We start from the raw sequence: 13,234 nt of genomic DNA, 5'->3' as shown, positions 1-13,234 counted from the left end.
GCCTCCGCAGGATCATGCGGCGCGTCCCTGAAGTCCCTGATCGTCGCGCAGGGCCGCTCTTGCAAATTGCTCAATCGCGTCAAGCGTCGCCCCCGGCGCTTCACGATGCGGGGAATGTCCCGCGTCTGAAATAACTTTCAAATCTACCGGACAATAACACTCTTCCTGCGCAATATCGACCTGTCGCAGTGTCCCATATTGGTCGTCCTTGCCCTGCACGACCAGGATGGGAACGCGGATGTAGGCGAGGTATTCCGAGATGTCCCAGTCGCGGAATTTCGGATCGAGCCAGGCACGGTTCCAGCCGTAGAAGGCGTTGTCGACATCCTTGTGCCAGCGCGCCAGCTTTGCCTTGAGGTCGGTGGTCTCGAAGGTCGTCTTGATCGCTGCGATGGATTTCACCGAGATGTCCTCGACGATGAAATGCGGCGCCATCAGCGCGAGGCCTTGCAGACGGTGATCCTGATGCGCGCCGGCATAGATCGTCGCGATCGAAGCGCCATCGGAATGGCCGAGCAGGAGGCCGCGCTTGAAGGAAATCGCATCGAGGATCTTCGGCAGCACATCCAGCGCCTCGCGCTGCATGTAATCGAGCGGCCGCGGCAGCGTGACCGGGCTCGACTGGCCGTAGCCCGCGCGCGAATAGACGAAGATGCCCGCGCCGGTGGCTTGCTGAAGTTTTTCCGGGAAGTCGCCCCACAGACCGACCGAGCCGAGGCCTTCGTGCAGCATGACGATGGTGGGTGCATCGGCGTCCTGCGGGGCGAGCCATTTGTATTCGAGGCTGGCGCTGCCGATGCTGAGGAAGCCGGCGGGGGAGAGGTTGGTCATTTCTTCGCTCTTCTTTCTCCGTCGTCATGCCCGGGCTTGACCCGGGCATCCACGCCTTTCCTCAATCGCGGATGCACGTGGATGGCCGGGTCAAGCCCGGCCATGACGACCGATTGCTAGTTTGCGCCCTCGCGCAATTTGAACCGCTGAATCTTCCCCGTCGCCGTCTTCGGCAGTGACTCCACCACGTCGATCCAGCGCGGATATTTCCAGGGGCCGATCTTCTGCTTGACGTGCTCCTTCAGCATCTCCTGCAAGTCCGCCGTCGCCGCGCCCGGACGCAGCACGACGAAGGCCTTCGGCTTCAGCAGGCCTTCCGGATCGGCTTCCGGCACGACGGCGGCTTCCAGCACGGCGGGATGCGTGATCAGCGCGCTCTCGACCTCGAACGGCGAGACCCAGATGCCGGAGACCTTGAACATGTCGTCGGCGCGGCCGCAGAAGGTGTAGCGGCCTTCGCCATCCCTGACATATTTGTCGCCGGTGCGGGTCCACGGACCTTCAAAGGTGCGGCGGCTCTTGTGGCGCTGGTTCCAGTAGCCCTCGCCGGCGGAGGGCGCATCGACCAGGAGCTCGCCGACCTCGCCGTCGGCGACATCCTGGCCAGCCTCGTTGACGAGCCGCACCGCATAGCCCGGCACCGGCTTGCCGGAGGAGCCGTATTTGATGTCGCCGGGCGCGTTCGACAGGAAGATGTGCAAGAGTTCGGTCGAGCCGACGCCGTCGAGGATGTCGACGCCGAAGCGCGCCTTCCAGCTGTTGCCGACGGATTCCGGCAGCGCCTCGCCGGCCGAGGTGCAGATGCGCAGCGACTTGCCGCCGCGCTCGGCTTTCATCGTCTCGTCGTTGAGCATCGCCGCGAACAATGTCGGCACGCCGTAGAAGATCGAGGGATTGTACCTGTTCATCAGGTCGAACATGCGCGCCGGCGTCGGGCGCTCGCTGTTCAGCACCACGGTGGCGCCGACCGACATCGGAAACGTCAGCGCATTGCCGAGGCCATAAGCGAAGAACAGCTTTGCCGCGGAGAGGCAGACGTCGTTCTCGCGGATGCCGAGCACCTGGCTCGCATAGGTGTCCGCGGTCGCCTGCAAATTCGAATGGATGTGGCGCACGCCCTTGGGCATGCCGGTTGAGCCCGACGAATACAGCCAGAACGCAGGCTCGTCCGGATGCGTCGCGGCGGTCGTGAACTGGTCGCTCTCGCCGGCGATCTCTTCCGCGAGCTGCCTGTGGCCGTTCATCTTGGCGCCGGAGACCACGACGTGCTCGAGATCCGGCATGCGGCCGACGACGTCCTTGATGACGGGATAGAGCGCCTCGGAGACGAACAGCACCCGCGCGCGGCAATCGGCGAGGATGTAGGCGTATTGATCTGATGTCAGCAGCGTGTTCAGCGGCACCGGCACGATGCCGGCACGGATCGCGCCCAGAAACACGATCGGGAAGTCGATCGTATCAAGCATGATCATCGCCACGCGCTCCTCGCGGCGGACCCCGAGCCGGCGCAGCATGTTGGCGGCGCGCCGGGTCTCGCGCTGGAGCTCGCCATAGGTGAGCCGCGAGACGGTGTCGTCGAAGACGAGCTTGCAGCCCCTGCCGTCCTCGACGTTGCGGTCGAGCAGCCAGGTCACCGCGTTATAGGATCCCTCGCTCACGGACTTCTCCCCCGAATTTAGAATTATAATTCATAGAAAGACACCGCGGCGGCTTGCTGTCAATGCTGGCAGGCACTATGTTTCATTAAAACGCGCCGCAGGGCATCAGCTAAAGAAGGCCCATGATCTGCAGTCCATGACCGACAGTCCCGACGCCGAATCCCGATTTCTCGAACAGCTCGGCCAGCGCGTGCGCACCATGCGCGCGCTGCGCGGCATGTCGCGAAAAGTGCTCGCCAAGGTATCAGGAATTTCGGAGCGCTACATCGCGCAGCTCGAGAGCGGCAAGGGCAACGTCTCCATCGTGCTGCTGCGCCGCGTCTCGGACGCGATGGGCGCGCATCTGGAAGATTTGCTTCCCTCGGCCGACCCGACGCCGGACTGGCAGATGTTTCGCGATCTCCTGCGCAAGGCGACGCCGGCGCAAATCGCTCAGGCCAAGGACGTTCTCGCCGGCGGCAGCGCGTCGGCGCCGCGGCGCGCACCTTTCTGCGGCATCGCGCTGATCGGCCTGCGCGGCGCCGGCAAATCGACGCTTGGGCGGATGCTGGCGAAGAAGGTCGGCTGGAGTTTCGTCGAGCTCAACAAGGAGGTCGAGCAGCAGAACGGGCTCTCGGTCGCCGAGATCATCGCGCTCTACGGCCAGGAAGGCTTTCGCCGCATGGAGCAGGCCGCGCTGCAACAGCTGCTCGCGCGCAACGAGCTGATGGTGCTGGCGACCGGCGGCGGCATCGTGTCGGAGCCGTTGACCTTCGACCAGATCCTGTCGTCGTTCTACACGATCTGGCTGAAGGCCGAGCCCGAGGAGCACATGGCCCGCGTGCGCCGCCAGGGCGACCTGCGCCCGATGGCGGACGACCGCTCCGCGATGGCCGAGTTGCGCAACATCCTGCTGAGCCGCGAACCGCTGTATTCGCGCGCGACGGCGGTGGTGGATACGGCAGGGCTGTCGGTCGATGCGGCGGCTGCAAGGCTGATCGATGCGGTGCGGCCGGTGCTGCAGAACGAAGCGCGGAGTTTCGGCCTGCGCAGCGTGGCGCTGTAAGGCAATCCGCGCGCGCCGACCTCCGCTGCGTTCCCTCCCCCCTTGCGGGGAGGGTTAGGGAGAGGGGTCCACACGGGGACTCCATCGATCGCGCAACGCGCTTCTTCTTCGTCGCGACAACCAATACCATTTCCTGGGCGACCCCTCTCCCCTGCCCTCCCCCGCAAGGGGGGAGGGAGCAGAGCTGAGCGCGCAGCTACGCCATGCGTCCCCTTTTCGTTTCGCAAAGGGAGACGATATGAAGAGCCTTGCACCAGACAGGACTGACGATGACCTCCAGCGACGTCGCAATCTCCATGTTCGAGCGGATCGGCGGCAGCAACTCGATCGACCTTCTGGTCGACCGCTTCTACGAGCGCATGGACACGCTGCCGGAGGCGAAAATGATCCGTGCGATGCACGCGGATGACCTCGGACTGATCAGGAACGTGCTGAAGCGCTACCTCACCGAATGGACCGGCGGCCCAAAACTCTATTCCGTCGAGAAGGGCCATCCGCGGCTGCGGCAGCGGCACATGGGCTTTGCCATCGGCGACGCCGAGCGCGATGCATGGCTACTCTGCATGCGCGGCGCGCTGGACGAGACGGTCACGGACGCCGCCGCGCGGCAGGACCTCGACAAGGCGATATCGGGCCTTGCCGACTGGATGCGCAATCGGCAGTGACACAGAACGCGAGGCGGGGACGCGGTGGGCTACTCCAGCGGACTGCGCTTCGCGCAGCTGCAGGCTAACCCACCCTGCGCACCCCAGCCCTGTCATTGCACGCGTCAAACACCGAGCGATCCAGCGCCTCGGCCACAAAGCCCGCCACATAAATCAACGCCAGGATCGCCGCCGAAATCGCCACCGTCTCCGCATGCGCGAACAGCAACCGCAACAGCCGCTGCAACAATGTCGGCGGCGGGAAGCGGTAGGTCCGGCCCTGCGGCGTGATCAGGTCAAACGATCGAACCGACCGCGAGCGCACGGGGATCTTGCTGGGCAGCATCCGGATATCTCCTCTCCAGCTCCTCGATCATGCCGCGCGCGATCTCCCGCTCGCCCATGATGACGACATCCGCCCCCAGCCCCTTCAAATGATCGACCTCGGCATCCGCATGCGCCCGCGCGATGATGCGGATATCCGGATTGGCCGCACGCGCCTGCTGCACGATCTGCCCTGCCTCGAACGCCTCGGGGATCGCGATGACGAGATGCCGCGCCCGTGACGGATTGGTGGCGCCGAGAATTTCGGGCTGCGCGGCATTGCCCATGATGGTCTCGATGCCGCCCTGCTTCAGCTTCGCCAGTGCACTCTCGCCGACCTCGGCGACAAGGAACGGCAATTGCCGCTGTTTCAGGGCATCGCCGACGAGCGCGCCGACGCGGCCATAGCCGATCACGATCGTATGGTCGGTCAGGTCCGTGGTGCGGATCGGTTCGGGCACGGCTGCCTCGGCCTGCGGTGAATCCCGGCGCGGGTCGAGACGCGGCGCGAGCCAGGTGGCGGCCGCGAACATCAGCGGGTTGAGCATGATGGAGAGGATCGCGCCGGCCATGATCAGGTCGCGACCGTCGCTGGGCAGGATCTGCGAGGCGACGCCGAGCTCGGCCAGGATGAAGGAGAACTCGCCGATCTGCGACAGGCTCGCCGAGATCGTCAGCGCGGTCGCGACCGGATGCCGAAACAGCACCACGATCAGGAACGCCGCGAGTGATTTGCCGAGCATGATGATCGCCAGCGTCGCCAGCAGCGGCCAGGGCTCGCGGACCACGCTCATCGGATCGAACATCATGCCGACCGAGACGAAGAACAGCACCGCGAAGGCATCGCGCAGCGGCAGCGATTCCTGCGCGGCGCGCGCGCTGAGCGGCGATTCCCGCAGCATCATGCCGGCGAAGAACGCGCCCAGCGCCAGCGAGACGTCGAACAGCTTCGTCGCCCCGAACGCGATGCACAGCGCGATCGCAAGCACGCCCAGACGGAACAATTCGCGCGAGCCGGTATGCGCGATGTAGTGCAGGATCCAGGGAATCACCCGGCGCCCCACCACCAGCATCAGCCCGATGAACACAATGATCTTGGCCAGGGTCAGCATCACGATGCCGGCAAGCCCGAAGCCGGCCTGCGCGGCCAGCGGCTCGAAGGCTGGCTTGTCGCCGCCGCCCTGAAGGCTTGCGATCGCCGGGAACAGCACCATCGCGAGGTCCTCGACGATGAGCCAGCCGACCGCGATGCGGCCGCGATCGGTCTCCATCAGGCGCCGCTCCTGCAGCGCGCGAAGCAGGACCACCGTGCTCGCGACCGACAACGCCAGTCCGAACACGAGTCCCGCACCGACGCTCCACCCCATCAGCCATGAAAGGCCGAGCCCCATCAGTGTGGCGACCGCAATCTGCACGACGGCGCCCGGAACGGCGATGTGCCGGACGCTCAGCAGATCCTGGAGCGAAAAATGCAGGCCGACGCCGAACATCAGCAAGATAATGCCGAGTTCGGCGAGCTCGGTCGCAAGTGCCTGGTCGGCGACGAAGCCTGGCGTGAACGGGCCGACGGCAACGCCGGCAAGCAGGTAGCCGACAAGCGGCGGAATGCGGAACCGCTGCGCTATAGTTCCAAGTACGAAGGCGAGTCCAAGTCCGACGACGATGGTGGCGATGAGAGGTGTGTCATGCGGCATTTTTGCCTTTTGACACAGCGAGCGCGTCGGCGCACCGCGACCAAGTGAGGCGGCTCAGCGCGCGACGCCTGCCGCAATCGCGCCGTCAGATCGACCAATAATTTGGGTGCGCGTAGGGCCGCGAACGATCGCCCCAGTCGAATTCGTCGCCGTCGAACTCGCACGGTCCGCTGGCGAGTTCGTCCTGCGTCACCTCGACACGGAAAGCCTGCCGCGCGGGATCGTATTTCAGCGCGCCCCACTGCACAGGATAATGGTGGTGCGTGCCGAGCAGTCCGCCAGTCCTGATCACGGCGTAGGCGACCGTGCCGGTCACCTTGTCGAGCATCAGCCGCTCGATCGAGCCGAGCTTCGCGCCGTCGCGCCCGTAGACGCAGACGTGCTCCACGCGATCACTGGGAACCATGGTGTGTTTCATGGCGTCCTCCCTGTTGTCTTGCGTGACGAGATTATAGGCCCGCGGACGGGCGGCGCCAACGATCGTTGCTATAACAGCTGCGACCGCACGGATTCCGCGCCTTCGCGGAGCAGCGGGAGCAACCGGTCGACCAGCTCCTCTGCCTGCACGCGGTCGACATGGGCCCCCATGTTGATGGCGGCGACGATCACGCCGTCGTAGCGGCGCACCGGAACCGAGATCGAGCGGAAATGCGGCTCTGCCTCGCGATCGACCAGCGAATAGCCTTGGTCGCGATCGGCTGTGATGCTGGCCAGCAGCGCCCTGGGATCCGTCACCGTCTGCGGCGTCAACATCTCGCGCTTCATTGTCTTCAGGCGTGCGGCAAGCGCTGCATCATCAAACTGCCCGAGCATGGCGCGGCCGACCGAGGTGCAGAACGCCGGCAGCCGGTAGCCGATCTCGAGCCCACCCGAGAACATCCGCGCCGGGCTGCTGCGTGCGACAAACACGACGTCGTCGCCGTCGAGCACCGCGAGCGAGGAGATTTCCTGCGCTGCTGTGGCGACGCGATCGAGCACCGGCTGAAGCACGGCGACGAGCTGGCTGGAGCGCAGGTAGGAAGCCGCGAGCGTCAGCACGTGCGGCGTCAGCGAGAACAGCTTGCCGTCGCCGGCGACGAAGCCGCCGCGCTGAAGCGTGAACAGCATGCGCCGCGCAGTGGCGCGCGGCAGCTCTGCGGCCCGGGCGAGATCGCTCAGCGTCATCGGGCCGGTGGTCGCGCCGAAACATTGCAGCAGGCGCAGGCCGCGATCGAGGCTCTCGACGAAATCCGGCGCCCGCTCGTCGTTTTCGCTGCGCTTCAGCTTGGGCATAGGTCCGGGAACATCCTGCAAAATATTGCTTGCCGCGGGAACAAGGCATGGCATAATTCGCCCATTCGTTCAATAGGCGAACAAACGCCTCTCCGATAAAGGACGCCCGCCATGATGAGCCAGGAGCAGAACGACCTGATCACCCATACCGGTCCGAAGGACCCTTGCGGCAAGCTGATGCGGAGCTACTGGCAGCCGGCGGCGCTGGTCGACGAGTTGGAGGGCGCGCGCCCGATCCGTCCCGTCAAACTGCTCGGCGAGAACCTGGTGCTGTTCCGCGACGAGAGCGGACGCTACGGTCTGATCGATCGTCACTGCGCCCATCGCGGCGCCGACCTCGCCTTCGGACGTCTCGAACATGGCGGCCTGCGCTGCGCCTTCCATGGCTGGCTGTTCGACGCCACCGGCCAGTGCATCGAGACGCCGGCCGAGCCGAAGGACTCAAAACTCTGCCAGAACATTCGCCAGCGTTCCTATCCCGTGGTCGAGAGGAGCGGCATCCTCTGGGCTTATCTCGGCGGGGGTGAACCACCGGCATTTCCGGAGCTCGACTGCTTTGTCGCGCCCGGCACGCACACTTTTGCGTTCAAGGGCCACATGGCCTGCAACTGGCTTCAGGCCCTCGAGGTCGGCATCGATCCCGCGCACGCCTCCTATCTGCACCGCTTCTTCGAGGACGAGGATACGTCGACGGCTTACGGCAAGCAGTTCCGCGGCGCCTCCGCCGGCAGCGACCTGCCGATGACAAAGATCCTGCGCGAATACGACCGTCCGATCATCAATGTCGAGCACACCGAATATGGCCTGCGGCTGATCGCGCTGCGCGAGATCGACGAGGAGCGCACCCATGTGCGCGTCACCAACCAGCTCTTCCCGCACGGCTTCGTCATCCCCATGAGCACGGAAATGACGATCACGCAGTGGCACGTGCCGGTCGACGACGAGAACTGCTACTGGTACGCGATCTTCACCAGCTACACCAACCCGGTCGACAAGCAGAAGATGCGCGATCAGCGGCTCGAGCTCTATGAGCTGCCCGACTACAAGTCGCGCAAGAACAGCGGCAACGATTACGGCTTCGATCCGCACGAGCAGGCGACCGCGACCTATACCGGCATGGGCACCGACATCAACGTCCACGACCAGTGGGCGGTGGAATCGATGGGCGCGATCCAGGACCGCACCAAGGAGCATCTCGGCTCGAGCGACAAGGCGATCGTGCAGTACCGCCGCCTTTTGCGGGCTGAGATCGAAAAGGTCGGCGGCGGCGAAAAGCCGATGCTGTTCCTGGACGAGAGCAGGGCGCGCAGCATCCAGGGACCGGCCACCATGGACGGCATCGGGCCGACCCAGGGTTGGGAGCTCTACTGGATGGAGGTCGACGTCAAGCGCCGCCGCGGCGCACCTTGGGCCGCGCCGGTGCCGAAGGAGATCGCCGACAACGTGCACCGGCTGACGGCGGCGGAGTGATAATGCCGTCAATCAGCGGCAGGCGGCACATACTCCACTGTCATGCCCCGCGAAGGCGGGGCATCCAGTACGCCGCGGCCTCTCGTGGACACGTCGCCGTCTCTGGAATACTGGATCGCCCGCCTTCGCGGGCGATGACAGCACGGACTGAAGGAGCAACCGAGTGACTTTCGTCGCGCGTCATGCGCTGTGGTCGGATGAGCAGAGGGACGCCGCAGCGCGCCTGCGCCGCATCGTCGAGGAAAAGAACCTCGAGGTCATCCGCCTCGCCTTCCCGGACCAGCACGGCATTTTGCGCGGCAAGACCATCATCGCCGCCGAGGCGATCGCCTCGCTGGAGAGCGGCTGCTCCATCACCACGACCATGCTCGCCAAGGATACCTCGCACCGCACGGTGTTTCCGGTGTTCACGTCAGGCGGCGGGTTCGGCATGAAGGAGATGGAGGGCGCGGCCGACGTGTTGATGGTCGCCGACCCAACCACGTTCCGCGTGCTGCCATGGGCGCCTGCGACGGGCTGGGTGCTCTGCGATCTCTATTTTGGCGACGGCCGTCCCGTGCCATTCGCGACCCGCGGCCTCTACCGCAAGGTGCTCGATGATCTCAGCGGCCGCGGCCACGATTTCGTCGCCGGCCTCGAGGTTGAATTCCACATCTTCAAGCTCGACGACGCGCATATGCGGCCCGAGGATGCCGGCCAGCCCGGGACGCCGCCGTCGGTGAGCCTGCTCAGCCACGGCTATCAATACCTCACCGAGCAGCGCTTCGATCAGATGGAGCCGGTGCTGGAGATCCTTCGCCGCGATATCGTCGCGCTCGGACTGCCCTTGCGCTCGGTCGAGGTCGAGTTCGGACCGAGCCAGTGCGAATTCACCTTCGCACCGAAGAAGGGGCTGGAGCCCGCCGACAACATGGTGCTGTTCCGCTCTGCCGTGAAGCAGATCGCGCGCCGCCACGGCTATCACGCCACCTTCATGTGCCGGCCGAAACTGCCGAACGTGTTCGCGAGCGGCTGGCACCTGCACCAGTCGATCGTCTCGCGCGCGTCTGGCGAAAATCAGTTCATGGCGAAAGACGGCAGCGAGCCGCTCAGCGCGTTCGGCCGGGCGTACCTTGCCGGCCTGCTCGACCATGCCCGCGCCTCGACCGTGTTCACCACCCCGACCATCAACGGCTACAAGCGCTACCGCTCCTATTCGCTGGCGCCGGACCGGGCGATCTGGGGCCGCGACAATCGCGGCGTGATGATCCGCGTGCTCGGCGGCGCCAATGATGCCGCAACGCGCCTGGAGAACCGCATCGGCGAGCCCGCCGCCAATCCCTATCTCTACATGGCCTCGCAAATTTTGTCGGGCCTCGACGGCGTCGACCGCAAGCTCGACCCCGGCCCGTCCGCCGACACGCCCTACGAGACCAAGGCGCCGCCGTTGCCGAAGAGCTTGCGCGATGCGGTCGCCGCGCTGAAGGACGATCCGTTCTTCCGCGAGAAGTTCGGGCCTGAGTTCGTCGACTACTACACCCACATCAAGAATGCCGAGATCGACCGCTTCCTGTCAGAGGTGACCGACTGGGAGCACCGCGAATATTTCGAGGTGTTTTGACGGAGATACGTCTCACGCCCGCGTGAGGCGACTTCGTCCGGTCTGTTCCGACGACATCACGGCGCTCGCCGACGAAGCCATTTTCCCTGTCCCTCGAAAACGGCCGGAAAGACTGGGGGCCTAATATCCTGCATGTGATCAACAGTGGAGTTCGATCATGTGGGTTCAATTGTTCAGCCTGATCTACCGCCTGTCCTGCCGGACCACGTTGGTTGAAATCGGTACCCACCACCTGGCGCGTTAGTCGCCGGCGCCAGCGGTTTGGGTAAGACATATTGACCGGATAACCGGGCTTCTCAGGCGCAAGCTGGTTCACCAGCGATAGCCGAGCGTTGCGATGACGGTCAGCGGCGCGCCGCGGTAGCAATAACCGACCTGGCACGTGGTGTAGTGCAGGTTGAACAGGTTCTTGGCATTGACCTGGAACTGGAGGCCCTTCAGCTCCTTCATCGCTTGGCCAAAATCATATTTCAGCGCCGCGTCGATCAGGGTTACCGAGCTGTTCTTGAACGTGTTCGCATCATCGCCGTAGCTCCAGGACATGTAACGCGCGCCGCCACCGACGCTCAATCCTGCAAACGGTCCGGCCAGCGGCAGGGCGTAGTTCGCCCACAGCGTCGCGGTATGCGGGGGATTGCCCGAGGGAAACTTGCCAATCAGCGAGTCGTCAGCGGCCTGCTTGGTCACCATGTCGAGATAGGTGTACGACGAGGTGATGTCGAAACCACCGCCCAGGCTGGCAAGCGCCTGCAATTCGAAGCCGCGGCTTTGAATCTCGCCACGCTGGACCGTCACGCCCGTCCCCGTCGTGACCAGGCCGCCGTCCTGGGTCAAATCGAACACCGCCGCGGTAATGAAGCTCCTCGTTCCCTGCGGCTGGTACTTCACACCGACTTCGGTCTGCTTGCCGGTGGTCGGCTTGAAGAAGGCGCCCGACGGATCGACACCGAGATTGGGAAAGAATGAGGTCGAATAGGCAACGTAAGGCGCAACACCGGAATCGAACACATAGGTCAGCCCGGCTCGCCCGCTATAGGCCTGATCGGACTGCGTCTGCCGGGTCAGCGCGAACAGATCCTCACCTGTGGTGCTGACCCAGTCGCTGCGGCCGCTCAATGTCAGGATCGAGTGATCGAGCCTAGCCTGGTCCTGAACATACACGCCGGATTGGGTTTGCCGCTGGGCCGTCGAGGACGAGATCGCGGGATCGGGAATGGATTCCGGCGCGTAGACCGGCGCAGCCAGGTTGAGATCGGAGACGCCGAAGCCGAATCCCTGCTTGTCGTTGAACTTCGACGAGGTGTAGTCGGTGCCGACCAGGAGTGTGTGCTGCACGGGCCCGGTCGATAGCCTGGCCTCGACTTGGTTGTCCATGATGGCCGATTGCAGCGTGTCGTGGACGTAGCCGGTGTAGCGCGAGACGACATTGCCCACCGGCGCGCCGAGAAAGCCCACATAGCGGGTGACCGCGTCGACATCGACGTAACGGAATTTCTGGCGGACGGTCACGTCGTTGTTGAACGCGTGCTCGAACAGGTAGCCCACGCGTCCCTGCTCCTGGTCGAGCGAATTGTAGGACGGACTGCCCGTGAAGATGTCCGTGGCGGTGCCGGTGCCCGTGGAGTAGGTGAACATGGATCCGGGCGTCTTCGACTTCTGATAGGACCCGAGAATCGTCAGGGTCGTCGATTGATCCGGCTTCCAGGTGACGGCGGGCGCGATGTAGGTCCTGTTATCCTTGCCGCCGGGCACGAACACGTTCGCGTCGCGCATCACGCCGGTCAGCCGATACGAAAACTGACCGTTGGCATCGACCGGGCCCGACAGGTCGAAATTGCCCTGAACGCGATCGCGGTCGCCGAACACCGTCTGCACTTCGTGAAACGGCTGGCTGGTCGGCAGCTTGCTCGACAGGTCGATCAGTCCGCCGGGCGAGCCGAGCCCGTAGAGTGCCGAGCTCGGCCCGCGGACCACAGTGATGCTGTCGACCCCATAAGGCTCGGTCTTGAACACGCTGAGACCGGCTCCCACGAGGCGCAAGCCGTCGAGATAAACGCCGTTATAGGTGATGTCGAAGCCGCGGATCGCGATCGCGTCGAAACGCGGATCGTAGCCTGAAGCATCGATGCGGACGCCGGGTTCATAGCCAACCGCCTCCGTCAGCGTCTGGACGGCGCGGTCGTTGAGTTCCTTGCGCGTCACGACCGAGATCGACTGCGGCGTCTCGAGCAACGGCGTGTTGGTCTTGGTACCCGCCGAACTGCTGTCTGCAACATAGCTGCTCTCGCTCGACGCGTTGGCGCGACCGGCACCGGCCTCGCGCACGCCCGGATTTCTGGCTGGCGCGGGCCCGGCATTGCGTTGCGTCGCGACGCGGCCGCGCGACGACTGCGAAGCTCGCTGCGCGGGCTGGGTGCGTGGACGCGCCTGGATCGGTGCCTCCACCGTGACGGGAGGCAATGTCGTCGCCGTCGACGTCGAATTGGTCCCGGCGGTCTGTGCGACCGACGGCGTTGCGTGCAGGACTATTCCCAGGCCGGCCGCTCCCAGACCAGTTCTCGCCATCCGTTCCCAGCCGAGCGTCCGCCCGTCGTTGCGCGTCATTGTCTTCCCCGAGTTCCGTGTTCGAACAACCCGGGAGTAACCAGATCGAGGCGCACACCGCCTTTGCGCGCGCGCAAATCACCTTTGATCGC

11 protein-coding genes are annotated in these 13,234 nt (G+C 64.8%); 4 read left to right on the top strand and 7 right to left on the bottom strand.

Annotated elements, in window-relative coordinates; genetic code table 11:
* Positions 1-12: 12 nt before the first annotated feature.
* Both HAP41_RS46070 and HAP41_RS46065 read right to left on the bottom strand, forming a co-directional pair.
* Positions 13-831 (bottom strand): alpha/beta fold hydrolase, encoded by an 819-nt coding sequence (locus HAP41_RS46070; protein WP_166069479.1) that lies wholly within the window; start codon positions 829-831, stop codon positions 13-15.
* A gap of 116 nt (positions 832-947) precedes the next feature.
* Entirely contained in the window at positions 948-2,489 is a 1,542-nt protein-coding gene (locus tag HAP41_RS46065) for a benzoate-CoA ligase family protein (RefSeq protein WP_166069480.1), read from the bottom strand.
* 136 nt (positions 2,490-2,625) lie between these two features.
* Between HAP41_RS46065 and HAP41_RS46060 the strand changes: the two genes are divergently transcribed.
* Together HAP41_RS46060 and HAP41_RS46055 are read left to right on the top strand one after the other, a co-directional pair.
* Complete coding sequence (locus HAP41_RS46060; protein ID WP_028148043.1) at positions 2,626-3,534, top strand: helix-turn-helix transcriptional regulator; 909 nt, start codon at positions 2,626-2,628, stop codon at positions 3,532-3,534.
* A 269-nt stretch (positions 3,535-3,803) separates the two neighbouring features.
* Entirely contained in the window at positions 3,804-4,199 is a 396-nt protein-coding gene (locus tag HAP41_RS46055; RefSeq protein ID WP_166069499.1) for a group II truncated hemoglobin, read from the top strand.
* A 64-nt stretch (positions 4,200-4,263) separates the two neighbouring features.
* Here HAP41_RS46055 and HAP41_RS46050 read toward each other — a convergent pair whose 3' ends face one another.
* From HAP41_RS46050 to HAP41_RS46035, 4 genes are all read right to left on the bottom strand, one after another.
* Positions 4,264-4,524 carry a hypothetical protein gene (locus tag HAP41_RS46050; protein WP_166069518.1) on the bottom strand — a complete coding sequence of 87 codons (261 nt, stop codon included), beginning with the start codon at positions 4,522-4,524 and terminating at the stop codon, positions 4,264-4,266.
* Positions 4,475-6,196, bottom strand: coding sequence for a YbaL family putative K(+) efflux transporter (ybaL, locus tag HAP41_RS46045; protein ID WP_166069534.1), 1,722 nt, complete (start codon positions 6,194-6,196; stop codon positions 4,475-4,477). The genes HAP41_RS46050 and ybaL overlap by 50 nt, the downstream gene beginning before the upstream one ends.
* Positions 6,197-6,281: 85 nt before the next feature.
* Complete coding sequence (locus HAP41_RS46040) at positions 6,282-6,614, bottom strand: PRC-barrel domain-containing protein (RefSeq protein ID WP_014491274.1); 333 nt, start codon at positions 6,612-6,614, stop codon at positions 6,282-6,284.
* A gap of 68 nt (positions 6,615-6,682) precedes the next feature.
* Complete coding sequence (locus tag HAP41_RS46035) at positions 6,683-7,468, bottom strand: IclR family transcriptional regulator domain-containing protein (protein ID WP_166069564.1); 786 nt, start codon at positions 7,466-7,468, stop codon at positions 6,683-6,685.
* A gap of 111 nt (positions 7,469-7,579) precedes the next feature.
* On the opposite strand from HAP41_RS46035, the gene HAP41_RS46030 reads away from it, so the two are divergent.
* Together HAP41_RS46030 and HAP41_RS46025 are read left to right on the top strand one after the other, a co-directional pair.
* Positions 7,580-8,938: an aromatic ring-hydroxylating dioxygenase subunit alpha gene (locus HAP41_RS46030; protein WP_166069619.1), complete on the top strand. Its 1,359-nt coding sequence runs from the start codon at positions 7,580-7,582 to the stop codon at positions 8,936-8,938.
* 163 nt (positions 8,939-9,101) lie between these two features.
* The gene (locus HAP41_RS46025; protein ID WP_085399247.1) at positions 9,102-10,538 is read left to right on the top strand and encodes a glutamine synthetase family protein; all 1,437 of its coding nucleotides are present in this window, start codon (positions 9,102-9,104) and stop codon (positions 10,536-10,538) included.
* A 312-nt stretch (positions 10,539-10,850) separates the two neighbouring features.
* Here the strand turns inward: HAP41_RS46025 and HAP41_RS46020 are convergent, their stop codons facing one another.
* A complete protein-coding gene (locus tag HAP41_RS46020; RefSeq protein ID WP_166069637.1) occupies positions 10,851-13,142 on the bottom strand; it encodes a TonB-dependent siderophore receptor in 2,292 nt (763 codons plus the stop codon).
* Between the last annotated feature and the right edge of the window lie 92 nt (positions 13,143-13,234).

This window comes from Bradyrhizobium barranii subsp. apii (assembly GCF_011516635.5).
Lineage (GTDB): Bacteria > Pseudomonadota > Alphaproteobacteria > Rhizobiales > Xanthobacteraceae > Bradyrhizobium > Bradyrhizobium barranii.
This window is presented reverse-complemented; position numbering and strand designations above follow the sequence as displayed.

Excerpts from the sequence above, each read along its gene's own strand:
- HAP41_RS46070 (WP_166069479.1), bottom strand. The coding sequence starts at position 831 with ATGACCAACCTCTCCCCCGCCGGCTTCCTCAGCATCGGCAGCGCCAGC.
- HAP41_RS46060 (WP_028148043.1), top strand. The coding sequence starts at position 2,626 with ATGACCGACAGTCCCGACGCCGAATCCCGATTTCTCGAACAGCTCGGC.
- HAP41_RS46055 (WP_166069499.1), top strand. The coding sequence starts at position 3,804 with ATGACCTCCAGCGACGTCGCAATCTCCATGTTCGAGCGGATCGGCGGC.
- HAP41_RS46050 (WP_166069518.1), bottom strand. The coding sequence starts at position 4,524 with ATGCTGCCCAGCAAGATCCCCGTGCGCTCGCGGTCGGTTCGATCGTTT.
- ybaL (WP_166069534.1), bottom strand. The coding sequence starts at position 6,196 with ATGCCGCATGACACACCTCTCATCGCCACCATCGTCGTCGGACTTGGA.
- HAP41_RS46040 (WP_014491274.1), bottom strand. The coding sequence starts at position 6,614 with ATGAAACACACCATGGTTCCCAGTGATCGCGTGGAGCACGTCTGCGTC.
- HAP41_RS46035 (WP_166069564.1), bottom strand. The coding sequence starts at position 7,468 with ATGCCCAAGCTGAAGCGCAGCGAAAACGACGAGCGGGCGCCGGATTTC.
- HAP41_RS46030 (WP_166069619.1), top strand. The coding sequence starts at position 7,580 with ATGATGAGCCAGGAGCAGAACGACCTGATCACCCATACCGGTCCGAAG.
- HAP41_RS46020 (WP_166069637.1), bottom strand. The coding sequence starts at position 13,142 with ATGACGCGCAACGACGGGCGGACGCTCGGCTGGGAACGGATGGCGAGA.